Here is a 22,836-nt window from a genome sequence, read left to right on the forward strand (position 1 = left end):
CCATGAGCGGAATTCTCGAGGGCAAGCGCGTCCTGATCTCCGGTGTGCTGATGGAGTCCTCCATCGCGTTCCACGCCGCCAAGCTGGCCCAGGAGCAGGGTGCCGAGATCATCCTGACCGCGTTCCCGCGGCCGACGCTGACCGAGCGCATCGCCAGGAAGCTGCCGAAGCCCACCAAGGTCATCGAGCTCGACGTGACGAACGCCGAGCACCTGGGCCGGCTGGCCGACGTCGTCGGCGAGGAGCTCGGCGGCCTCGACGGCGTCGTGCACTCCATCGGCTTCGCGCCGCAGGACGCGCTCGGCGGCAACTTCCTCAACACGCCGTTCGAGTCGGTCGCCACGGCCATGCACGTCTCGGCGTACTCCCTGAAGTCGCTGACCATGGCCTGCCTGCCGCTGATGCAGAACGGCGGCTCGGTCGTCGGTCTCACCTTCGACGCGCAGTACGCCTGGCCGCAGTACGACTGGATGGGCCCGGCCAAGGCCGCCCTGGAGGCCACCAGCCGCTACATCGCGCGCGACCTGGGCAAGCAGAACATCCGGTGCAACCTGATCTCCGCGGGCCCGCTCGGCTCGATGGCCGCCAAGTCCATCCCGGGCTTCAGCGACCTGGCCGCGGTGTGGGACACCCGCTCCCCGCTGGAGTGGGACCTGAAGGACCCGGAGCCGGCCGGCAAGGGCATCGTCGCCCTGCTCAGCGACTGGTTCCCTAAGACCACCGGCGAGATCATCCACGTCGACGGCGGTCTGCACGCCATCGGCGCCTGACGCCACCCCCCTTCCGTGTCACCCGTCCGGCCTATCAGGCCGGGCGGGACACGCCCGCGAACAGGCACGATGAAGTGCGCGTTCACCTCCGCGCAGCCCTCCCCAGCCCTGCCGAGGAGGTTCGCCTGTGCGTCTGTACCGTGCTCTCGCCCCCCTGACCTCCGCCGTCGCGCTCGTGCTCTGCGCGCCCCATCAGGCGCTGCCCCATGAGCGTCCCGATCCCTTCGGCGCGGAGTGCCGCATCACCGTCGACGGCTCCCATGTCGTCGCCCACTGCCACAACCCCTACGTCGACGTCGACCGCGTCACGCTGCACATCGAGTGCGCGCGCTGGTGGGACCTCGACACCGACGGCACCCCCGTCGACGCCGGCCCCGCCCTGACCGTACGGCTCACCGGGCGCTGCTGGAAGGAGGTCGACCGGGCCTGGGTCACCCACGAGAAGGTCTGAGGCGGCCCGAGCCGAGCAGGCCCGCACCGGGCAGACGGCCGCCGGGCCGTCCGCCGCTCAGCCCGCGCCGGACCCCGTGACCCGGCCCGGACGGCAGACCAGCGGATAGCCGGCCGCCTGCGCCGCGGCCGTCTCCGCGTCGCCCGCGCGGATCGCGTCCACCAGCCGGGTGTGGTCCATGTACGTCTCCGGCGTCAGCCGGTCGCCGACGTCCTCGCGCAGCCAGTCCCGCAGCACCTCGCCCAGGTCGGCGTGGAGCGCGGTCATGACGTCGTTGTGCGAGGCGGCCACCACTGCCAGGTGGAAGGTCCCGTCGGCGGCCACGAAGGCCTCCGCGTCCCCCGACTCCCAGGCCTCCTCGCGCCGCCGCAGCAGCGCGTCCAGCTGCTTGAGGTCCTTCTCCGTGCGCCGCTCGGCCGCGAGCCGCGCCGCCCCCGACTCCAGGTTGGAGCGCAGCTCGGCGATGTGCCGGGGGTCGGCGTCCGCGAACCGCCGGTGCATCACGCCCGCCAGCTCGCTGGTCGCCACGACATACGTCCCCGAGCCCTGCCGGATGGCCAGCAGCCCGTTGTGCGCGAGGGCGCGCACGGCCTCACGGACCGTGTTGCGGGCGACGCCCAGCTGCTCGACCAGCTCCGGCTCGGTGGGGATCCGGGAGCCGACCGGCCACTCACCCGAGGTGATCTGGTGGCGCAGCTCGGCGATGACCTGCTCGGAGAGGGCCGAGCGACGGGGATGGCTCAGGGGCATGGCACACCTTCTCACAGGGCGTCACAGGACTGGACAGGCATTCATCCTATGATTCTATGATGGGCGGCATGGCCACCGAGGACACCAGCACGACCAGCACGACCAGCACGACCAGAACGACCAGTACGGCGACACCCCCGCCCACCCGAACGCCGGTGGCCGCCTCCGCCACGCGCACGGGCACGCACGCGTGGCGCACCCGGCTGCTCATCGCCGGCATCGTGCTGGCCGCGCTCAACCTCCGGCCCGCGATCACCAGCCTCGGCGCGCTCCTGGCGGAGGTCCGCGCCGGGCTCGGCATGAGCGGCACCATGGCCGGGCTCCTCACCTCCGTGCCCCCGCTGTGCTTCGCCGTGTTCGGCGTCACGGCCCCGCGCCTCGCCCGCCGCTTCGGCCCGGGCGCGGTGGTCTGCGCGGGCATGGCGGCGATCACCGCGGGCCTGCTGATCCGGCCGTACGCGGGCGGTACGGCCGGATTCCTGGCCGCCAGCGCCCTCGCCCTGATGGGCATCGCCGTCAGCAACGTCCTGATGCCGGTCATCGTCAAGCGGCACTTCCCCGACCGGGTCGGCTCCATGACCGGCCTCTACTCGATGGCCCTCGCCCTCGGCACCTCGGCGGCCGCCGCGGTCACCGTACCGCTGACGGAGGCCCTGGGCGGCGGCTGGCGCCCCGGCCTCGCCCTGTGGGCGGGCCTGGCGGCCGCCGCCGTACTGCCGTGGCTCCTCTTCGCCCGGGACCACCGGCAGACGCCCGGCACACCCGCCTCCGCCCGGTCGGCGTCCGGTGCGTCTGCTGCGGCCGGGCCGGTGTCCGGTGCGTCCGCTCCCGCCCGGTCGGCGCCGGGTGCACCCGCCTCCGCCCGGGAGACGCCCGACACACCCGCACCCGCCCGGCAGACGCCCGGCACACCCGCCTCCGCCCGGCCGGTGTCCGGTGCGTCTGCTGCGGCCGGGCCGGTGTCCGGTGCGTCCGCTCCCGCCCGGTCGGCGCCGGGTGCACCCGCCCCCGCTTGGCCGGCACCCGGTGCACCCGCCCCTGGGGCCGCCGAGCCCGCGCTCGGGGCCGCCGAGCCCGCGCTCGGGGCCGCCGAGCCCGCCCCCAGGGCCGCAGAGCCCGCGCCCGGCGCACCTGCCGGCCCGCACGCGCGCGTGGAGCGACCGGACGTCCTGCGCATCACCCGCAGCCGTACCGCCTGGGCGCTCGCCGTCTTCTTCGGGCTCCAGGCCACCGCCGCCTACATCACCATGGGCTGGATGGCCCAGATCTTCCGGGACGCGGGCGTGTCCGCAGGCGAGGCCGGCGTGCTGCTCGCCGTCACCATGGCGATGGGCGTCCCCCTGGCCTACGTCATCCCGCGCGTCGCGTCCCGGCTGCCGCGGCAGGGCCCGATCGTCGTCGTGCTCGGCCTCTGCGGCCTCGCCGGCTACACGGGTCTCTACCTGGCGCCCGCCGCGGGGGCGTGGGCCTGGGCCGTGCTGCTCGGTGTCGCGAACTGCGCCTTCCCACTGGCCCTCACCATGGTCGGCATGCGCGCCAGGACCGGCGCGGGCGTGGCCCAGCTGTCCGCGTTCGCGCAGAGCACGGGCTATCTGATCTCGATCCCCGGCCCCCTCCTGGTCGGCGTGCTCTACCAGCACAGCGGAGGCTGGGGGCTGCCCCTGGCGCTCATGGCCGCGCTCATGCTCCCGCAGATGGCCGTGGGCGTCCTGGCCGGCCGCCCCGGCACCGTGGAGGACGAGGCGGCCGCCCGCTGACCCCGGCGGCCGTGCGGCGGACCACGGGTGCGACACTGGGCGCATGGTGCTCGACCCGAACCCCCAGAACGGCCAGAAGAAGATGCTGATGGTCTTCGGCTCGTTCCTCGCCATCTTCGTGATCATCGCCGTCATCGCCACGATCGCCGCACCCTGAGGGTGGGGTTAACCCCCCCGTCCCCTAGGGGGTGAGGGTCAGGGTCAAGTGGGTGGATCACCGGATGGGTTGCGGGCCGCCGATTCCGTAGCTTCGAGATGTGGCCGTACGACGCGGACCACGGACCGCTCGAAGACGACCGGAGGCATCCATGTCGGCCCCAGTGCTCACCCGGCCCCGCCCGACCGCCGCCCGGGCCCGGATCGACGCCCGGCTGCCCTGGTGGGCCCTCGCCCTGCCGACCCTCGCCTTCATCGCCCTGCTCGTCCTGATACTGAACCCGTCGGACGCCCATGCCGCCGGCGGCGACCCGGCGATCACCCACCTCGTCGAGCGCGTGCGGCTCCTCCTCGCGCGCCAGCCGTGACGAGCACGCCCCGACCGCACTCCGCACCCCCGGGAAGAGCGGCAAAGCCCCATGTCAACTCCCTGCGCCCCATGGCCTGTTTCATGCGAAGCTGGGACTCATGAGCGTCGCAGAACCCCGCAGGATCGTCCTCTTCCGGCATGCGAAAGCCGACTGGCCACAGGTGAACGACCACGAGCGCCCGCTCGCCGAGCGGGGCCGGAAGGACGCCGCCGTCGCCGGACGCAGACTGGCCGACAGCGGCATCCCCCTCGACCTGGCGCTGTGCTCCACCGCGGTCCGCACCAGGGAGACATGGAAGCTCGCCGTCCACGAACTCCCGCACCGGCCGAAAACGGTCTACGAGGAGCGGATCTACGAGGCCTCCCCGGGCGAGCTGATCGCCCTGCTCAACGAGACCCCGGACGACGTGCACAGCGTCATCCTGATCGGCCACAACCCCGGCGTCCACGCCCTCACCGACATCCTGACCGACGCGGCCGGGAGCGAGGCCCACGAGCGGATGACCCGCCGCGGCTTCCCGGCCTCCTCCTTCGCCGTCCTCACCTTCGACGGCTCCTGGAAGTCCCTGGAGCCGGCCGTGGCCACGCTCACCGACTACTGGGCGCCCGAGGAGTGACCCGCCCGGCACGGGCGGACACGCGAGGGCCCGGCACCTTTCGGCACCGGGCCCTGCCTGTCCCTCCGAGGCCTCCTCGACGTACGAGGTGCCGCTCGACGCCGCCCTACTCGGTGTGGGTCTCCGCCGCCTCGACCTCTTCACGGGTGATGCCCAGCAGATACAGGACCGTGTCGAGGAAGGGCACGTTCACCGCCGTGTGCGCGGCCTCGCGCACCACCGGCTTGGCGTTGAAGGCCACCCCGAGGCCGGCCGCGTTCAGCATGTCCAGGTCATTGGCGCCGTCGCCGATCGCCACGGTCTGCGAGAGCGGTACGCCCGCCTCCGCGGCGAACCGGCGCAGCAGCCGCGCCTTGCCCGCCCGGTCCACGATCTCGCCGGTGACCCGGCCCGTCAGCCGGCCGTCGACGATCTCCAGCGTGTTGGCCTGGGCGAAGTCCAGCCCCAGCCGCTCCTTCAGATCGTCGGTGACCTGGGTGAAGCCGCCGGAGACGACCCCCACCTGGTAGCCGAGCCGCTTCAGGGTGCGGATCAGTGTGCGCGCCCCCGGCGTCAGCCGGACCTCGGCGCGCACCTTGTCCACCACCGAGGCGTCCAGCCCCTCCAGCAGCGCCACCCGCGCATGCAGCGACTGCTCGAAGTCCAGCTCCCCGCGCATCGCCGCCGCCGTCACCTCGGCGACCTTGTCCTCACAGCCGGCGTGCGCCGCGAAGAGCTCGATCACCTCGTCCTGGATCAGGGTCGAGTCGACGTCCATGACGACGAGCCGCTGGGCCCGCCGGTGCAGACCCGCGTCCACCACGGCGACGTCCACCCCGAGCGCCCGCGCGTCCGTGACCAGCGCGGTGCGCAGCGGCCCGGTCTCCACCCCGGAGATCGCGAACTCGACGGCTGTGACGGGGTACTTGGCGAGGCGGAAGATACGGTCGATGTTGCCGCCGGCCTTGGCGATCTTGGCGGCGACCTTGGCGGTGGCCTCCGCGGTCAGTGGATGGCCGAGGACGGTCACCAGGGAGCGACCGAGTCCGCGCGGACGGTTGTCACCGAGACCCGAGATGATCTCTGCCTGCATCTTGACCGACTCGGCCCAGTTGTGGACCGTGCGGCGGAGGTCACCCTCCTGCGACAGCGGCGGCGCGGTCACGAGCGCGCACAGCACCATCCGGCCACGGGTGACCACCTGCTCGATGTCGACCACGTCGACGGAGTAGGCCGCGAGGGTGTCGAAGAGACCGGCCGTGATGCCGGGCCTGTCCTTGCCGAAGATCTTGACAAGGAGCGTGGGGGCATCAGAGGACGAGGTCGGCGAAGTCTGCGAAGCTCTCATGATGTATCCCACCGTATCCGGCACCCAGTGCCTTTCGCCGCAGAGGTCCGACTAGCGGACACGGAACAGTGGGCGAACCGGTGATGTCGGTTTCATGAAGTCCGCCGATCGGTCCGGTGGGCGGCCGCTCCCGCTCACCTGGGCCGGTTGGGCGGCGGCAGTGGGGGAGGAGGCGGAGGTGGGGGCGGTCCGTCGTCACCGGTAGAAGCCCCGGTCCGCGGCGAGGCCGGGCTGGTCGGTCCGTTCGGTCCGTTCGGTCCGAGCGAACCGAACCGTCCCGCCACGGTCGGCGCACCATGCGCGTCTCCTGAGCGCCACCCCGCACTCGATGGCCCCGCAGTCGGAGGCCCCGCCCGCCCCTCGCCACCGGGCGGCACCGGCTCGCCCCCACCCGGTCCGCCGTCGGGACGAGCCCGACCCGGCCCGTCGCCGGGCCGCACCGGCTCGCCCCCACCCGGTCCGCCGTCGGGACGAGCCCGACCCGGCCCGTCGCCGGGCCGCGCGTCCTCCGGCTCCGGTGGTCCGTCCGGTACCCGGAGATAGGGATTGGTCGCGGGATTCGGCGCCCGGTATGACGCGCTCGGGGCATACGGCCCCGTCTCCGCCCCGGCCGGCCGCACGGCCCCGCCCCCACGTCCGTACGCGCCGCTCCCGTACGCGCCCTCCCCGTCGTACACGGCACCCCCCGCCCGCACGTCACCGAGTGCCAACGGCGCGGCACGCCGTCCCGCCGCGCCCGTGGCGCACGCCAGCAGTGCCCCCGCGGCCCCCGCTCCGGCCCCCCACGCGGCCCCGAGGAGCAACGCCGCGCCGAGGTGCCCGTGCAGCTCGATCCCGGCCCCGAAGGCGTCGAACCCCAGCACGGACAGCGAAGCGTCCGCGGACACCCCCGTCAGGAGCCCGAGGGACGGCAACGCCACCGCCGTCACGGCCCCCAGCCGTACGGCGCACCTCCCTACGAAACCCGCCACCCCCGCCCCGCGCGCCCCGGCCCTCGCCGCCCCGCCGAACGGCGTCCGCACCGCCACCAGCACCCCCGCGAACAGCATCATCACGGCCATGGCCACCGCGAGCAGCCACACCCGGCCGTCCAGGCCGGCCAGGCGGCCGACGGTGACCGGCTGGTCGGTGCCGACCGTGAGGAGCCGGTCGAGCGGGGCCGGCAGGACGTGCGTGAGGGCTCCCGTGGCGCGGCCCTCCCAGGGGACGAACAGGCCGATCGAGACGCCCAGCCACACCCCGTTCGGCGCGCCGAGCAGCGCCGCTCCCGCGATCCGTCGCGGATGGGCGTCGCCGACCGCCGCGTACGCCGCCGCCGCGAACCCGGCCGCCACGGCCACCAGCAGCACGCCGACCACGGCGGACACCGCGGGCCGCGCCACCCGGTGCACCGCCTCCCACCCGCGCGGCAGCGGGGTGCGGCGCGAGGCCAGCAGGGCGATCAGCAGGATCCCCGCCGACCACAGGAGCCCGCCCAGCAGGGTGGGTGCCGGGTCGACGGTGAAGCCGACCGCCGCCTTCGCGTCGATCAGATCCCCGAGCCGGTCCGGCAGCAGCCCCCCGAGGTCACCGAGCCCGGGGATCTGCAGGCCGCCGCCCCCGGTGCCGCCCCCGCCGGGCAGGTCGTCCAGCCCCAGCGCGCCGCCGTCGAGCGTGATCACGTCGTGCCCCGCCCAGGCCAGCCCGCCCAGCATCGCCACGAACAGCGCGACCACCGCGCCGGCCCGGGCGAGGAGTTCGCCCGGCCCGACGACGGCCCCGGCCGCGCGCAGGGACCGCAGGAACAGCCATGACAGCAGCAGCGCGCCGACCAGGCCCACCCCCAGTGGCGTGATCTCGACGGCGGTGTTTGCTTCGGCTCCCGTGAGGCCGAAGGCCGACACATCGCCCGACGGCGTGATGGATCCGCCCGCCCCGAGAGCCACCACGGCCGCCGTCATCGGACCCAACGAGCCCGCCGCGTCCGCGCCGAGCAGATGCAGACCGAGCGCCGCCGTCCCCGCCATCCCGATCAACGCCCAGCTCACGGAGGCGATCGCGGCCAGCGCCACGTCCGGCCACGGCACACCGCCGCCGTGCCGCGCGCGCCCGTTGCTCTCCACCCCAGTGCCGGCACTCATGCAGACCCCCCGATCCGCGGCGCGGTTCGGCGAAGATCGCCGTATCCGTCCCCCTCGCGTGCGTTTACCACTCTCCGGGGCGATTTCAACCCCGTCAACGGGAACGGCCGATGTGCTCGTGCAAGCTCCTGGCGAGGCCCGACTTTCGGTCAGGGGGCCGGTACTGAAATAGTTCCCGACGATGTTCGACATCCCTAGACTCCCTGCGACGGGGGTAACTCGGGGGACTACTCATGGGGCATGGAGTGCCGGAACTCGTACTGGAATTGAACGGACGTACCTGGACGCTCGATCCGTCCAGGTCATACACCCTCGGACGTGATCCGCAGGGGGACATCGTGTTCGAGGACGCCAGGGTCTCCTGGCGCCACGCCACCGTCAGCTTCGACGGCCGCAGTTGGGTCGTCGAGGACCACGGCAGCACGAACGGCACGTTCGCGCAGGGGCAGCGGATCAGCCGGCTGGAGGTCGGCCCCGGCTCGGCGCTGCACCTGGGCAACGCCAACGACGGCCCGCGCGTGACCCTGTCGGGGGCGCAGGCGCCGGCCGCGCAGCCCCAGCAGCAGCCCTACGCCGCGCAGGCCGCGAACTCCGGCTGGGCCGCCCCGCCGCAGTCCGCGCAGGCCGGCTGGCAGCCGCCGCAGCAGTCCGCGCCGCAGGTCCCGCAGCAGCAGGGCCCGCACGAGCCGTACGCGCAGAACGTGTCCGGCGGGGGCGCGGGGGCGCCGCCGGTCCACGGAGACCGCAGCCCGACCACCTTCCACCAGTTCTCCCTCGGCCGCGTCATGCGCATCGGCCGTGCCCTGGAGAACGAGCTGGTCGTCTCCGACCTCCAGGTCTCCCGCAACCACGCCGAGTTCCGCTCCATGCCCGACGGCAGCATGGAGATCCGCGACCTCGGCTCGCACAACGGCACCTACGTCAACGGTCAGCCGATCCCCAAGGGCGGCACCCAGCTCCTGGGCCCGGCGGACATCGTCGGCGTCGGCCACTCGACGTTCCGGATCGTCGGCGACCGGCTAGAGGAGTTCGTCGACACCGGTGAGGTCTCCTTCTCCGCGCGCCACCTCACCGTCACGGTCGACGGCGGCAAGCAGATCCTCAAGGACGTCTCCTTCGGCGTCCCGGAGAAGTCCCTGATCGCGGTGATCGGACCGTCCGGTTCCGGCAAGTCGACGCTGCTCAAGGCGCTGACCGGCTACCGCCCGGCCAACCAGGGCGACGTCCTCTACGACAACCGGAACCTGTACAAGCAGTTCGCCGAGCTGCGCCAGCGCATCGGTCTCGTCCCGCAGGACGACATCCTGCACAAGGAACTGACCGTCAAGAAGGCCCTCAAGTACGCGGCCAAGCTCCGCTTCCCGGCCGACACCACGGCCGCCGAGCGCGAGGCCCGGATCGACGAGGTGCTGCGCGAGCTGAAGCTGGACATTCACAAGGAGAAGAAGGTCACCTCCCTCTCCGGCGGCCAGCGCAAGCGCGTCTCGGTGGCCCTGGAGCTGCTCACCAAGCCGTCGCTGATCTTCCTGGACGAGCCCACCTCGGGCCTCGACCCGGGCATGGACCGCGATGTCATGCAGTTGCTGCGCGGCCTCGCCGACGACGGCCGTACGGTCCTCGTGGTCACCCACTCGGTGGCCGAGCTGGCGCTGTGCGACAAGCTGCTGGTGATGGCGCCGGGCGGCGCGGTCGCCTACTTCGGCCCGCCGGAGGAGGCGCTGAACTTCTTCGGCTACGACACCTGGGCCGACGTCTTCTCCGCCTTCGAGAACTACCGCGACTACGACTGGGCGGGCCGCTGGAAGGGCTCGCAGCACTACCAGATGTACGCCGCGGACATCGACGCCGTCGCGCCGCAGTCCGTACAGATGCCGCCCATGCAGGCCATGAAGCCGCCGAAGCCGCAGGGCTGGATGTCGCAGTTCATGACGCTGGTGCGCCGCTACACCTCGGTGATCGTGTCGGACAAGGGCTTCCTCGCCCTCTCGGTGATCCTGCCGGTCGTCCTCGGCTCGGTGAGCCTGCTGATCGACTCGGGCAACAGCCTGCTGCCCAACCCGGTCAACCCCAAGAGCGGCCGGATCATCCCCAACGGCACGGCCACCACGGTCCTGCTGATCCTCGCGGTCGGGGCCTGCTTCGCGGGCGCGGCGAACTCGGTCCGTGAGCTGATCAAGGAACGGGTCATCTACGAGCGTGAGCGCGCCACCGGCCTGTCGCGTTCGGCGTACCTGATGTCCAAGGTGTTCGTGCTCGGCGTGGTCACCGTGATCCAGGGGCTGCTGGTCGGTGTCATCGGGTTCTCCAGCCGGGAGATCCCGCAGGAGGGCCTGGTCCTCAAGAACGCGCCGCTGGTGGAGCTGTGCCTGCCGATCATGGCGCTGGGCTTCACCTCGATGATGTTCGGCCTGATCATCTCCTCGCTCGTGAAGACGGCCGAGAAGACCATGCCGCTGCTGGTCATGTTCGCGATCATCCAGGTGGTCTTCACCGGCTGTCTGTTCGCCCTGAACGGCTCGATCGGCGTCAACGAGTTCTCGTACCTGATGCCCTCGCGCTGGGCGGTCGGCGCGGCCGGCGCCACGCTGGACTTCAACAGGATCAGCCCGCCCAAGGACGGCGGCGACAACGACCCGCTGTGGGAGCACACGGTCGGCGCCTGGAGCCTGGACATGATCGCGCTGATCGCGCTCGGTGTGATCTGCGCCTTCTTCGTGGCACGCTTCCTGCGCCGGCACGAGCCCGAGGTCATGCGCAAGTAGTCCGTCCCGTACGACGCCGAAGGGCGGCACCCTGCGAGAGGGTGCCGCCCTTCGGCGTGTGCCGGCGCTGTCAGTACGCGCTGTTGACGTTGTCCATGGAGCCGTACTTGTCGGCCGCGTAGTTGCAGGCGGCGGTGATGTTGGCGACCGGGTCGTAGATGTTCCAGGAGGTGCCGGCCACGTGGTACGCGCTGAAGGTCGGCGGGATGACCTGGAGCAGGCCCTTGGACGGGACGCCGTTGACGGCGTTGATGTCCCAGTCGTTGATGGCGTTCGGGTTGCCGGAGGACTCCCGCATGACGTTGCGCTTGATGCCCTCGTAGGAGCCCGGGATGCCGTGCTTCTTCATGATGTGGAGCGACTCGCGGATCCAGCCGTCGAGGTTGTTGGCATAGCTCTTGGCGGAGGCCGGCTTCACCGCGGCGCGGTGCGCGGAGCGGCTCGCGGCCCGCTTCGCCTTGTGCGCGGCGGCGGCCTTCGCGGCGGCGGCCTTGCGGGCGGCCTCGGCGGCGGCCCGCTTCTTCGCGGCGACGGCCTTGCGCACGGCCTCGGCGGCGGCCTTCTTGTGCGCCGCGGCGTCCGCGGCGGCCTTCTTCTTCGCCTCGACGGCCTCGATCTTCAGGTTCGCACCGGCGAGCTGGTCGGTCACCGTGCCCTTGACGCCCTGCACCGGCTGCGTGCTGTAGGCGACCCGGGCCGAGGAGACGGCGTCCGTCGTGGTCGTGTGCGCATCGGCCGGCACCACGGAGAAGGCGATTGCGGCCGCACCGAGGGTGGCGGCACCGGCGATCGCGATCTTGTGAGTGTTCTTGGGCATGGCGAATGACCTCTTCGAAATAGCGCGGAGGTCGCTCGTCCGACGGTGGACACGGTGCTCTTGGCACGAACGAACGCCGCGGCGGAAACCCGCGGCGCTGAGCGACGAGAGCAATTCTTAGCGGCCGCAAAATGCCCAGGCAAAGGTGTGACCTACGATCCCCAGTAGTGGATCGGGGAAGGGCAAAACGGGACAGACCGGCATGTCTGCCCCGTTCGCAAGGGATCGCTCTGTCTCCTATGCCCCTTCGTACGTGATGTGCGCCCTATGCGGGGCCTCACATCACCCCGCCCTCGTTCTCACAGGCGGTTGCTGGAGCAATGCTCTGTGTGAGCACCTTTCGCGGGACCCTCCTGCGGCAGGAGGAGATGGACGTCCCCGAACTCGTGCCACAGATAGCGCCACCGCAGCGCCTCCTCGTACCCCCGGTCGACCGCGGCCCGCCCCGCCACCGCCTCCAGCATCAGCAGATGCGACGCCTCCGGCTCGTGCAGCCCGGTCAGCAGCCCGTCCACCACCCGCACCCCGCGCCCCGGCGTCACCACGAGGTCCGTCCACCCCTCACGCGCGCGTACGACCCCGTCCGGCCCCGCCGCCGACTCCACCGCCCGCACGGCCGTCGTCCCCACGGCGATCACCCGCCCGCCCCCGGCCCGCACGGCCTCGATCAGCCGCGCCGAGGCCGCCGGCACCGAGAACCACTCCGGATACGGCGGCTCGTGCACCTCCGCCGAGGCCACCCCCGTGTGCAGCGCCACCGGCGCGAACTGCACCCCCCGGCTCACCAGCTCCGCCACCAGCCCCGCCGTGAAGGGCCGCGCCGCACTGGGCATCTCCGCGCTCCCCGCCCCGTCGGCCGACGGCAGCGCGAACACCGTCTGATACACGGACAACGGCTGGTCCCGCTCCGTATAGGAATAACGGATGGGCCGCCCGTGCTCCCGCAACAGGCCCGGCACATCGGGCCCACCACGGCCGGCCGCCCCCGCCCCACCGGCCGCCCGCGCCCACCACAACCGCCCGCTCCCCGGACTCAGCGGCTCCTCCAGCGTCAGCCGCACACCGCCGGGCAGCCGCACCTCCGTACCGGCGGGCCCTCCCGCACGCGCCCGGGTCGTTCCCCTGCCGTCCGGATCCCGCAGCTCGACCGCCCACCGGCCCGTACCGCCGTGCGCCGCGTCCCCGCGCGTCGAGAAGTGCACCGCCACGCGCGCGTGCGCGATCCGCCCGTTCACGGCCGCCGCCAGTGTTGGCGAGGTGTTCACCACCAGCAGGTCCCCGGCCCGCAGCAGACACGGCAGCTCCCGGAAGGCGTGATGCGCCGGCTCCGCCCCCCGCGACACCAGCAGCCGTACGTCGTCCCGCGCCCGCCCCGGCCCGCGCTGCTCGGCCGGCACCCGCGCCGACAACTCCTCCGGCACCCGCACCGCCAGCGTCACCGACCTCCCTCCAGCAGCGCCGGAGCCCCGTACCGCCCGCTCGCCGGACGCTCGTCCAGCAACCGCAGGAACGCGGGCACCACACTCGCCGGCTCCGGACGCGGATCGTCGTCCTCCGGCACGGCCGCCGCGTACAGGTCCGTCCCCATGTCCCCCGGATCCACCGCCCACACCCGCAGCCCCGGCTCCTCCTCACCGAGCACCGCCGCGAGGTGGTCCAGGGCCGCCTTCGACGCCCCGTACCCGCCCCAGGTCTCGTACGCCTCGGCCGCCGCGTCCGAGCTCACGGTGATCACCGCGCCCGCCCGCGCCGCCCGCAGCAGCGGCAGCGCCTCCTGGACCAGCCCCAGCGCCGCCACCACGTTCACCTCCAGAGCCCGCCGCAGCCCCTCCAGCGGCAGCCCGTCCAGCCGCACCAGCGGCTCGGCACCCAGCGCACTGGCGTTGCTCACCACCAGATCGCACCCGCCCAGCCGCCGCGCCTCCGCCACCAGCGCCGACCGGTGCGCGACATCCGTCACGTCACCCGCCGGCGCCCGCACCCGCGTCCCGTGCCCCGACACCCAGGCCGCCGTCTCCTTCAGCACCCCCTCGTTCCTGGCGTCCAGCACCAGATCCCAGCCCCGCGCGGCCAGCGCCTCGGCCAGCGCCCGCCCCAGCCCCTTCGAGGCCCCCGTGATGATCGCTACCGGCATGACAACCGTCCCCTCGTCAGCCCGCCTCCGCTCGGCGGTCACCCCAACCTAGGAACGGCCCCCGCGCCCCCGCCTCCGGCGCGGGACCGGGTCCGCCGGGGCCCTTCGACGTACGCCCGCACACCCCCTCCGGACGCCCTACGCCGCCGTACCGAGGACCTGCGGCCTAGGACCCCCGCCCGACCCCCGGCCCTCACCGGTCGGATCCGGGCTGTCACCCCCCGCCGGTACCGTGAGGACATGAGCCACGGTCCCCGGTCCGGCCTCGCCGCGGTGAGTTCCGCGCTACTGGCCATGAGCAGGCATCTCGAGGTGCGCGACGTCCTCAAGACGATCGTCGCCTCCGCCCGCGAGCTGCTCGACGCCCAGTACGCCGCACTGGGCGTCCCGGACGACCACGGAGGCTTCGCCCAGTTCGTCGTCGACGGCGTCACCGACGAGCAGTGGAAGGCCATCGGCCCCCTGCCCCGCCAGCACGGCATCCTCGCCTCGATGCTCCGGGAGGCCCGCCCCGAGCGCCTCGCCGACGTACGCGAGGACCCCCGCTTCGAGGGCTGGCCCTCCGCCCACCCCGACATGTCCGACTTCCTGGGCCTGCCCATCCGCGACGGCGACGAGGTCATCGGCGCCCTGTTCCTCGCCAACAAGAACTGCCCCAAGCCGGAGGGCGGCTGCGGCTTCACCGAGGAGGACGAGGACCTGCTCGCCCTCCTCGCCCAGCACGCGGCCATCGCCCTCACCAACGCCCGCCTCTACGAACGCAGCCGCGAACTCACCATCGCGGAGGAACGCTCCCGGCTGGCCCACGAACTGCACGACGCGGTCGCCCAGAAACTGTTCTCCCTGCGCCTGACCGCCCAGGCCGCCGCCGCCCTCGTCGACCGGGACCCCTCCCGCGCCAAGGGCGAGCTCCAGCAGGTCGCCACCCTCGCCGCCGAAGCCGCCGACGAACTGCGCGCCGCCGTCGTCGAACTGCGCCCCGCCGCCCTCGACGAGGACGGCCTCGTCGCCACCCTGCGCACCCAGATCCAGGTCCTCGACCGCGCCCACACCGCGCGCGTCACCTTCACCAGCCACGGTGTGCGCGCCCTGCCCGCCGCCCAGGAGGAGGCCCTGCTGCGGGTCGCCCAGGAAGCCCTGCACAACGCCCTGCGCCACTCCGGCGCCCGGCACGTCGACGTGACCCTGCGCAAACGCGGCCCCGACACGGTCCTGCGCGTCACGGACGACGGCACCGGCTTCGACCCCTCGGCGATCCGCAGGGCCGGCCGCCACCTCGGCCTCGTCTCCATGCGGGACCGGGCGAGCGGGATCGGCGGCGGCCTGACGGTGCAATCGGCGCCCGGCAAGGGCACCACGATCGAGATGGAGGCCCCCGGTGGCTGACGCAATCAAGGTGCTGCTCGTCGACGACCACCAGGTCGTCCGCCGCGGACTGCGCACCTTCCTCGAAGTCCAGGACGACATCGAGGTCATCGGCGAGGCAGCCGACGGCGCCGAGGGAGTCCAGCGCGCCGAGGAACTCCGGCCCGACGTCGTCCTCATGGACGTCAAGATGCCCGGCATGGACGGCGTCGAGGCCCTGCGCCGCCTGCGCGAACTCGACAACCCCGCGCGCGTGCTGATCGTCACCAGCTTCACCGAACAGCGCACGGTGGTCCCCGCCCTGCGCGCCGGCGCCGCCGGATACGTCTACAAGGACGTGGACCCCGACGCCCTCGCCGGCGCCATCCGCTCGGTCCACGCCGGCCACATCCTGCTCCAGCCGGAGGTCGCCGGGGCCCTGCTCTCCCAGGAGGAGAACAACTCCGGCCAGGGCAGAGGCGGTTCCCTCACGGACCGGGAACGCGAGGTGCTCGGCCTGATAGCGGACGGCCGCTCCAACCGCGAGATCGCCCGCGCCCTGGTCCTCTCCGAGAAGACCGTCAAGACCCACGTCTCCAACATCCTGATGAAACTCGACCTCGCCGACCGCACGCAGGCCGCACTGTGGGCCGTACGCCACGGAATGGCCGGCTGAGCCCCGCCGCCCCGCTCGTCACTCCGGCCGGCGGGGGCCCAGGGGCCGCGCGCCCGGAGGCGCGAGCACCGGCACCGCTCGGTCGTCCCCGGTGCTCGGACCGGCAGGGGCCCGGGGTCCGGGGGCCGCGCGCCCGGAGGCGCGAGCACCGGCACCGCTCGGTCGTCCCCGGTGCTCGGACCGGCAGGGGCCCGGGGTCCGGGGGCCGCGCGCCCGGAGGCGCGAGCACCGGCACCGCTCAGTCGTCCCCGGCGCTCACCCCCGCTCCCGCTCCTCCACATAGGCGTTGTACGCGGCGACCTGCGCCCGCCGCCCCGTCCGCTCCACCGGCCGCAAGGCCTCCGCCCGCGCCGCGATCTCGGAGGAACTCACCGCACCCCCGTGCCCCCGGTCCACCGCCAGCGACACCAGCAACCCCACCCGCCGCGCCAGCTCCAGCACCCGCACCGCCCGCGGCGGATACCCCGGCGCCAACACCTCCCGCCCCCGCTCCGCCCGCGCCCGGTACGCGTCGATCGCCGCCTCCGCCGCCGGCCCCGACGCCGCCACGTCCAGCCTCGACAGCACCGCCGTGGCCTCCCGCAACGCCTCCGCCAGCTCCCGCTCGGCCTCACCCAGCGACGGGACATCCGCCGGCGGGGCCTCCCGCACCGGCAGACAGCGCCACACCACCTCGACATGAACATCGCCCGCGGGCCCGGCCTCAGACACCTCCGGCACCAGGCCCAGCGCGACCCCGTGACAGATCACCGCCTCCTCGGCCTCCAACGCCCGCGCGTTGAACTCCGGCGGCCCGCTCAGCCCCAGCGGATGCCCCGGCGCGGGCAGCGCCACCCGCAGCCCGCGCACCCCCAGCGCCCGCAGCCGGCCCAGCGCCAGCGTCAGCCCCACCGGCGCCGACTCACCGGGCAGCCCCTCCACCCGGTGCACGGCGTCCTCCCCGACGACGGCGAGGACGGCGTCGTCCGGCGAGACAAGTCCGGCCAACAGGGCATTTCCCCAAGCGGCAAGGCGACCAGAGCGCGGTTCAGAGAGCATCCCCCCACCCTAAGGACCGGACCGATGGAACGGCCCACCCGGCCGGTGGCGTAGATTTTCCCGAGGGGCCGCGCCCACCCGCGCGCGGCGGTCCACCACAGGCACCCGCGACAACCGAGACCGGCCACACTGCAAGGGGAGACAACGCGCTCATGAGCGATGTTCTGGAGCTTCAGGACGTATCGGTGGTCCGCGAGGGCAGGGCTCTGGTCGACCAGGTCTCGTGGTCCGTCAAGGAAGGCGAGCGCTGGGTCATCCTCGGCCCCAACGGAGCGGGCAAGACCACCCTCCTCAACATCGCCTCCACCTACCTCTTCCCCAGCTCGGGCACCGTCTCCGTACTGGACGAGACCCTCGGCGCCCCCGGCACCGACGTCTTCGAACTGCGCCCCCGCATCGGCATGGCCGGCATCGCCCTCGCCGAGAAGCTCCCCAAGCGCCAGACCGTCCTGCAGACCGTCCTCACCGCCGCCTACGGCATGACGGCCGCCTGGCAGGAGGAGTACGAGGCCGTCGACGAGCAGCGCGCCCGCGCCTTCCTCGACCGCCTCGGCATGAGCGAGTACCTCGACCGGACGTTCGGCTCCCTCTCCGAGGGCGAGCGCAAGCGCACCCTCATCGCCCGCGCCCTGATGACCGACCCCGAACTGCTCCTCCTGGACGAGCCCGCCGCCGGCCTCGACCTCGGCGGCCGCGAGGACCTCGTACGCCGTCTCGGCCGCCTCGCCCGCGACCCCATCGCCCCCTCGATGATCATGGTCACCCACCATGTCGAGGAGATCGCCCCCGGCTTCACCCACGTCCTCATGATCCGCCAGGGCAAGGTCCTCGCCGCGGGCCCGGTCGAACTCGAACTCACCTCCCGCAACCTCTCCCTCTGCTTCGGGCTCCCGCTCGTCGTGGAACAGGTCGGCGACCGCTGGACCGCCCAGGGCCTCCCGCTGTCCTGACCCAGCCCGAGGCACCCACGGCGGCCCTGCCCCGTCCCTGACCCCGTGCGCCCTGTCCGCGACGGGACATACGGTCCTACCATGACCTCGTGAACGACATCGACGCGTGGGTCTGGTGGCTCGTCGGCGCGGCAGCGCTCGGAATCCCGCTCGTGGTCACCGCGATGCCGGAGTTCGGCATGCTCGCCGTGGGCGCGGTCGCCGCCGCGATCGGCGCCGGCCTCGGCCTCGGCGCGGTCGCCCAGGTCCTCGTGTTCATCGTCGTCTCGGTCGCCCTCATCGCCGTGATCCGCCCGATCGCGGCCCGCCACAGCGCACAGCGCCCCCAACTCGCCACCGGAGTGGACGCGTTGAAGGGCAAGCAGGCCGTCGTGCTGGAGCGCGTCGACGCTTCCGGGAACGGCCGGATCAAACTCGCCGGAGAGATCTGGTCGGCCCGCTCCCTCGACACGGACCGCGCGTACGAAGTCGGTGAGGAAGTCGACGTCGTGGACATCGAGGGGGCCACGGCGATCGTCATCTGACCTTGCACAACTCCCGCACCACGCAAGTGAGGCGAAGGCCTCCCGAGGTACGCGACGGTCTGTCAGACTCGATCAGCAAGATCTTCACAAACGTAGGATCTTCGGAAAGCGCTCGAGGCGGAGAAGCGGAGAAGGGGACGGGGACGCACGATGGAACCGGTCATCATCGTCTTGATCATTCTGGTGGTGTTGGTCTTCATCGCCTTGATCAAGACCATCCAGGTCATCCCACAGGCGAGCGCCGCCATCGTCGAGCGCTTCGGCCGTTACACACGCACCCTCAACGCGGGCCTCAACATCGTGGTCCCGTTCATCGACACCATCCGCAACCGCATCGACCTGCGTGAACAGGTCGTCCCCTTCCCGCCGCAGCCGGTGATCACCCAGGACAACCTGGTCGTCAACATCGACACGGTCATCTACTACCAGGTCACCGACGCCCGCGCCGCGACCTACGAGGTCGCCAGCTACATCCAGGCGATCGAGCAGCTCACCGTCACCACCCTCCGCAACATCATCGGCGGCATGGACCTGGAGCGCACCCTGACCTCCCGCGAGGAGATCAACGCGGCCCTGCGCGGCGTCCTCGACGAGGCCACCGGCAAGTGGGGCATCCGCGTCAACCGCGTGGAACTGAAGGCGATCGAGCCCCCGACCTCCATCCAGGACTCGATGGAGAAGCAGATGCGCGCCGACCGTGACAAGCGCGCCGCGATCCTCACCGCCGAAGGTACGCGCCAGGCCGCGATCCTCACCGCGGAGGGCGAGAAGCAGTCCCAGATCCTGCGCGCCGAGGGTGAGGCCAAGGCCGCAGCCCTGCGCGCCGAGGGCGAGGCCCAGGCCGTCCGCACGGTCTTCGAGGCCATCCACGCCGGCGACCCGGACCAGAAGCTCCTCAGCTACCAGTACCTCCAGATGCTCCCCAAGATCGCCGAGGGCGACGCCAACAAGCTCTGGATCGTCCCCAGCGAGATCGGCGACGCCCTCAAGGGCCTCTCCGGCGCGATGGGCAACTTCGGCGCCATGGGCGGCGGTTCCGGCTCAGGCGGCACCGAGAAGAAGATCCCGGAACGCCGCGAGAAGCCGTCGATCGACTGACCGGCCAGAGGGACAGGGATGGGGCCCGGCTCGTCACGAGCCGGGCCCCACCCCTGTCCGTCTCACGCGGCGTCGAGTGACAGCCACTCCGGCAGCGCGGCCAAGTCGTCCTGGCCCAGAGCCAAGAGCATCGCGTCCTGCGGGGTCGGCTCGAACGGTTCCCGCAGCAACGGCATCCCCGCCTGGTCGGGAGTCCGGTCCGCCTTGCGGTGGTTGTCCTCCGAGCAGGACGCCACCGTGTTCAGCCAGGTGTCCTGACCACCCTGCGCGCGAGGCACCACATGGTCCACCGTCGTCGCCCGGCGACCGCAGTACGCGCACCGGTGCCGGTCCCTGACCAGCACCCCCCTCCGCGACCACGGCGCTTGTCTTCGGAACGGCACCCGTACGTACCTGCACAGCCTGATCACCCGGGGCGCCGGTATGTCCACGTCCGCGCCCCGCATACGCAGTTCGGGGTGGGCCTGCTCGACGACGGCCTTGTCCTGGAGCACCAGGACGACGGCCCGGTTCAACGTCACCGTAGACAGCGGCTCGAAGCTCGCGTTCAGAACCAGCGTGTCACGCATCCAGCCCACCTCCCCATTGCTTCTGCCCGCCCTCCGGCGGGCTCGGATCAACTCTGGACGGGCACGCCGAGATGGACAACGCAATAAAAAATGCCCGCCTCTGATCACTTCCAAGACCAGAGGCGGGCAAACGTTCCATGAACGATGAGCTGATTGTCCCTACGCGGGCACCTCGTACTCACCGATCAGCTGAGCGCGCGCGATCGCGTGGAACCGCAGGTGGAAACCGACGACGGCGGGCGAGGCGTCGGCATCCGGACCGAGCTTCTCCTGATCCACCGCGTACACCGTGAAGACGTACCGGTGCGGCCCGTCCCCGGGCGGCGGCGCGGCACCGCCGAAGTCCTTGCTGCCGTAGTCGTTGCGCGCCTGCACGGCACCCTCCGGCAGCCCCTCGAACGCCCCGCTGCCCGCTCCCGCCGGCAGCTCCGTCACCGAGGCGGGGATGTCGAACAGGACCCAGTGCCAGAACCCGCTGCCCGTCGGGGCGTCCGGGTCGTAGCAGGTCACGGCGAAGCTCTTGGTCTCGGCCGGGAAACCCTCCCAGCGCAGCTGCGGCGAGGTGTTCCCCTCCGCGTGGACCTGCGCGGCCTTGAGCGTCGCCCCCTCCTCGACGTCCTCGCTCGTGACCGTGAAGGACGGCACGGGCGGGTGGAAGTCATGGGGGAGCGGCCGGCGCTTGAGCTCGGTCACCTCGGTACCTCCTGAACGATGCTGATGGACTCGGTGACGCCGAGCCTAGAACCAGTTGCGCTTGCTGCCGACCTCGGACAGCCACTGGTTGAGGTATGCCGCCCAGTCGGTCCCGTGATAGTCGTTCAGACCCACCTGGAAGGACCGGAAGGTGTCGCTGCCCTCGCTGAACAGCCCCGGCTTCTTGTCCATCTCCAGCACGACGTCCATCGCGTGCTCGTCGGCGACGAAGCTCAGCTCGACCTGGTTCAGCCCCCGGTACTGCGACGGCGGGAAGAACTCGATCTCCTGGTAGAACGGCAGCCTCTGCCGCGTGCCGCGGATGTGCCCGCGTTCCATGTCCGCGTTCTTGAAGCGGAAGCCCAGCTGGAGGAACGCGTCCAGGATCGCCTTCTGTGCCGGCAGCGGGTGCACGTTGATGGGGTCCAGGTCACCGGAGTCCACCGCTCGGGCGATCGCCAGCTCGGTGGTGACACCGATGTGCATCCCCCGCAGCGCCTGCCCGTCGATCATCGTGACCGGGGTCTCCCAGGGGATCTCCAGCCCGAACGGCACCGCGTGCACGGCGCCGGCCTGGAGCTCGAAGGCACCGCCCAGCTGGAGCTTGGTGAACTCGATGTCCTGCTTGTACTCCTGGTCGCCGCTCTCGACCTCGACCTTGGCCTGCAGCCCGACGGACAGCCCCTCGATGTTCTGGTTGACGGAACCGCCCTGGATCCGCACCTCGCCCTGGACCACACCGCCCGGAACGACGTTGACCTCCGTCAGCACCGTCTCGACCGAAGCCCCGCCGGCCCCGAGACTCGCGAGCAGCTTCTTGAACGCCATGACTCTCCCTCTACGACTACTTCTGACGGGATCCGTTGATCCCTAGAAACGCGATCCGGACGTGGCCGGTTCCGCGTCCCACACCCTGGCAAGCCGAGTGCCCGCTGACCACCCCGGCGCACCCGTGGTTCTCCACTACGCTCGGAGGGCATGATCGCGACCCCCGACCGTACGCCTGTCTCCCGGGCCTTCTTCGACCGCCCCGTCCTGGAGGTCGCCCCCGACCTCCTCGGCCGCCTCCTCGTCCGTACGACGCCCGACGGTCCGATCACTGTCCGCCTCACGGAGGTCGAGGCCTACGACGGCCCGAACGACCCCGGCTCCCACGCCTACCGCGGCCGCACGCCCCGCAACGAGGTGATGTTCGGTCCGCCCGGACATGTGTACGTCTACTTCACCTATGGCATGTGGCACTGCATGAACCTCGTCTGCGGCCCCGACGGCAGCGCGAGCGCGGTCCTGCTCCGCGCCGGAGAGGTGATCGAGGGCGCGGACCTGGCCCGTACACGCCGACTCTCGGCCCGCAATGACAAAGAACTCGCCAAAGGCCCCGCCCGCCTGGCCACGGCCCTGGGCGTGGACCGCACGCTCGACGGCACGGACGCCTGCGCCCCCGAGGGCGGCCCGCTCAGCCTGCTGACCGGCACTCCGATCCCGTCCGACCAGGTGAGCAACGGTCCCCGCACCGGGGTCGCCGGTGAGGGGGGCAACGGGGACGTCCACCCCTGGCGCTTCTGGGCGGCCGGCGACCCGACGGTGAGCCCCTACCGGGCGCACGTCCCGAGGCACCGCCGAAGTTGACTCGCCTTTGACAGGGGCGTAACGTGGCCCGAGCCGCTTGAACCGGGTACGGCATTCGCCAGCAGCCGGAAGCGGCCAACCCACTACCTACGACATCCCTCAGCGGGATCGATTTCGGCGTGCCCGCATGCCTGAATTCGAACTCGCAGGAACTCGATTATGAGTTGCGGAGGGAATCGGCTAACGTAGTGAATGTCGAAAGGCCGACGGGCGAAAGCCGAAAGCCCAAGACAATCCCGCCGACAGGGAATCGGACACCAAAAAGGTCTGATAGAGTCGGAAAC

Annotated in this window: 23 protein-coding genes; 13 read left to right on the plus strand and 10 right to left on the minus strand. The window is 72.0% G+C overall.

The annotated features are described in order from the left end of the window. Positions 1-2: 2 nt before the first annotated feature. Positions 3-770, plus strand: a complete 768-nt coding sequence (gene fabI, locus AQJ58_RS37585; protein WP_067258774.1) for an enoyl-ACP reductase FabI — start codon at positions 3-5, stop codon at positions 768-770. Positions 771-897: 127 nt separating this feature from the next. Beyond that, positions 898-1,221, plus strand: coding sequence for a hypothetical protein (locus tag AQJ58_RS37590; protein ID WP_067258776.1), 324 nt, complete (start codon positions 898-900; stop codon positions 1,219-1,221). 57 nt (positions 1,222-1,278) lie between these two features. On the opposite strand, the gene AQJ58_RS37595 is transcribed toward AQJ58_RS37590, so the two are convergent. Then, the gene (locus tag AQJ58_RS37595) at positions 1,279-1,971 is read right to left on the minus strand and encodes a FadR/GntR family transcriptional regulator (RefSeq protein ID WP_067258778.1); all 693 of its coding nucleotides are present in this window, start codon (positions 1,969-1,971) and stop codon (positions 1,279-1,281) included. 68 nt (positions 1,972-2,039) lie between these two features. Here AQJ58_RS37595 and AQJ58_RS42045 point away from each other — a divergent pair, with 68 nt between their 5' ends. From AQJ58_RS42045 to AQJ58_RS37615, 4 genes are all read left to right on the plus strand, one after another. Then, the gene (locus AQJ58_RS42045; RefSeq protein WP_234360431.1) at positions 2,040-3,728 is read left to right on the plus strand and encodes a CynX/NimT family MFS transporter; all 1,689 of its coding nucleotides are present in this window, start codon (positions 2,040-2,042) and stop codon (positions 3,726-3,728) included. 43 nt (positions 3,729-3,771) lie between these two features. Next, complete coding sequence (locus AQJ58_RS45565) at positions 3,772-3,885, plus strand: SGM_5486 family transporter-associated protein (RefSeq protein ID WP_099054046.1); 114 nt, start codon at positions 3,772-3,774, stop codon at positions 3,883-3,885. A gap of 151 nt (positions 3,886-4,036) precedes the next feature. Further along, entirely contained in the window at positions 4,037-4,252 is a 216-nt protein-coding gene (locus AQJ58_RS37610; protein WP_067258780.1) for a hypothetical protein, read from the plus strand. Positions 4,253-4,352: 100 nt separating this feature from the next. Continuing rightward, positions 4,353-4,871: a SixA phosphatase family protein gene (locus tag AQJ58_RS37615; RefSeq protein ID WP_067258782.1), complete on the plus strand. Its 519-nt coding sequence runs from the start codon at positions 4,353-4,355 to the stop codon at positions 4,869-4,871. A gap of 106 nt (positions 4,872-4,977) precedes the next feature. Here AQJ58_RS37615 and serB read toward each other — a convergent pair whose 3' ends face one another. Beyond that, positions 4,978-6,198 (minus strand): phosphoserine phosphatase SerB, encoded by a 1,221-nt coding sequence (gene serB / locus AQJ58_RS37620; protein ID WP_067258783.1) that lies wholly within the window; start codon positions 6,196-6,198, stop codon positions 4,978-4,980. Between the two features lie 134 nt (positions 6,199-6,332). Beyond that, positions 6,333-8,318 (minus strand): streptophobe family protein, encoded by a 1,986-nt coding sequence (locus AQJ58_RS37625; RefSeq protein WP_067258785.1) that lies wholly within the window; start codon positions 8,316-8,318, stop codon positions 6,333-6,335. 233 nt (positions 8,319-8,551) lie between these two features. Here AQJ58_RS37625 and AQJ58_RS37630 point away from each other — a divergent pair, with 233 nt between their 5' ends. Next, the gene (locus AQJ58_RS37630; protein ID WP_067258787.1) at positions 8,552-11,080 is read left to right on the plus strand and encodes an ABC transporter ATP-binding protein/permease; all 2,529 of its coding nucleotides are present in this window, start codon (positions 8,552-8,554) and stop codon (positions 11,078-11,080) included. Positions 11,081-11,150: 70 nt separating this feature from the next. On the opposite strand, the gene AQJ58_RS37635 is transcribed toward AQJ58_RS37630, so the two are convergent. From AQJ58_RS37635 to AQJ58_RS37645, 3 genes are all read right to left on the minus strand, one after another. Continuing rightward, positions 11,151-11,897, minus strand: a complete 747-nt coding sequence (locus AQJ58_RS37635) for a transglycosylase SLT domain-containing protein (RefSeq protein WP_067258789.1) — start codon at positions 11,895-11,897, stop codon at positions 11,151-11,153. A gap of 299 nt (positions 11,898-12,196) precedes the next feature. Continuing rightward, positions 12,197-13,336 carry an S-adenosylmethionine:tRNA ribosyltransferase-isomerase gene (locus AQJ58_RS37640; protein WP_067258790.1) on the minus strand — a complete coding sequence of 380 codons (1,140 nt, stop codon included), beginning with the start codon at positions 13,334-13,336 and terminating at the stop codon, positions 12,197-12,199. Continuing rightward, a complete protein-coding gene (locus AQJ58_RS37645; RefSeq protein ID WP_067258792.1) occupies positions 13,333-14,031 on the minus strand; it encodes an SDR family NAD(P)-dependent oxidoreductase in 699 nt (232 codons plus the stop codon). Before AQJ58_RS37645 ends, AQJ58_RS37640 begins: the two co-directional genes overlap by 4 nt. A 240-nt stretch (positions 14,032-14,271) precedes the next feature. On the opposite strand from AQJ58_RS37645, the gene AQJ58_RS37650 reads away from it, so the two are divergent. Together AQJ58_RS37650 and AQJ58_RS37655 are read left to right on the plus strand one after the other, a co-directional pair. Next, positions 14,272-15,417 carry a GAF domain-containing sensor histidine kinase gene (locus AQJ58_RS37650; protein WP_067258794.1) on the plus strand — a complete coding sequence of 382 codons (1,146 nt, stop codon included), beginning with the start codon at positions 14,272-14,274 and terminating at the stop codon, positions 15,415-15,417. After that, positions 15,410-16,051 (plus strand): response regulator, encoded by a 642-nt coding sequence (locus AQJ58_RS37655; RefSeq protein ID WP_067258797.1) that lies wholly within the window; start codon positions 15,410-15,412, stop codon positions 16,049-16,051. Before AQJ58_RS37650 ends, AQJ58_RS37655 begins: the two co-directional genes overlap by 8 nt. Positions 16,052-16,306: 255 nt before the next feature. On the opposite strand, the gene AQJ58_RS37660 is transcribed toward AQJ58_RS37655, so the two are convergent. Beyond that, positions 16,307-17,089, minus strand: a complete 783-nt coding sequence (locus tag AQJ58_RS37660; protein WP_067258799.1) for a hypothetical protein — start codon at positions 17,087-17,089, stop codon at positions 16,307-16,309. 152 nt (positions 17,090-17,241) lie between these two features. On the opposite strand from AQJ58_RS37660, the gene AQJ58_RS37665 reads away from it, so the two are divergent. From AQJ58_RS37665 to AQJ58_RS37675, 3 genes are all read left to right on the plus strand, one after another. Continuing rightward, a complete protein-coding gene (locus tag AQJ58_RS37665; protein ID WP_067258801.1) occupies positions 17,242-18,039 on the plus strand; it encodes an ABC transporter ATP-binding protein in 798 nt (265 codons plus the stop codon). An 89-nt stretch (positions 18,040-18,128) separates the two neighbouring features. Further along, positions 18,129-18,563, plus strand: coding sequence for an NfeD family protein (locus AQJ58_RS37670; RefSeq protein ID WP_067258803.1), 435 nt, complete (start codon positions 18,129-18,131; stop codon positions 18,561-18,563). Between the two features lie 150 nt (positions 18,564-18,713). Continuing rightward, positions 18,714-19,661, plus strand: coding sequence for an SPFH domain-containing protein (locus tag AQJ58_RS37675; RefSeq protein ID WP_067258805.1), 948 nt, complete (start codon positions 18,714-18,716; stop codon positions 19,659-19,661). Positions 19,662-19,723: 62 nt separating this feature from the next. On the opposite strand, the gene AQJ58_RS37680 is transcribed toward AQJ58_RS37675, so the two are convergent. From AQJ58_RS37680 to AQJ58_RS37690, 3 genes are all read right to left on the minus strand, one after another. After that, complete coding sequence (locus AQJ58_RS37680; protein WP_067258807.1) at positions 19,724-20,230, minus strand: HNH endonuclease; 507 nt, start codon at positions 20,228-20,230, stop codon at positions 19,724-19,726. Between the two features lie 159 nt (positions 20,231-20,389). Further along, a complete protein-coding gene (locus tag AQJ58_RS37685) occupies positions 20,390-20,923 on the minus strand; it encodes a YbhB/YbcL family Raf kinase inhibitor-like protein (protein WP_067258810.1) in 534 nt (177 codons plus the stop codon). 45 nt (positions 20,924-20,968) lie between these two features. Continuing rightward, positions 20,969-21,751: a sporulation protein gene (locus AQJ58_RS37690; protein ID WP_067258812.1), complete on the minus strand. Its 783-nt coding sequence runs from the start codon at positions 21,749-21,751 to the stop codon at positions 20,969-20,971. Between the two features lie 150 nt (positions 21,752-21,901). Here AQJ58_RS37690 and AQJ58_RS37695 point away from each other — a divergent pair, with 150 nt between their 5' ends. After that, complete coding sequence (locus AQJ58_RS37695; RefSeq protein WP_067258814.1) at positions 21,902-22,552, plus strand: DNA-3-methyladenine glycosylase; 651 nt, start codon at positions 21,902-21,904, stop codon at positions 22,550-22,552. The last annotated feature ends 284 nt before the right edge of the window (positions 22,553-22,836 follow it).

It is taken from the genome of Streptomyces sp. DSM 15324 (genome assembly GCF_001514285.1).
Classification (GTDB): domain Bacteria; phylum Actinomycetota; class Actinomycetes; order Streptomycetales; family Streptomycetaceae; genus Streptomyces.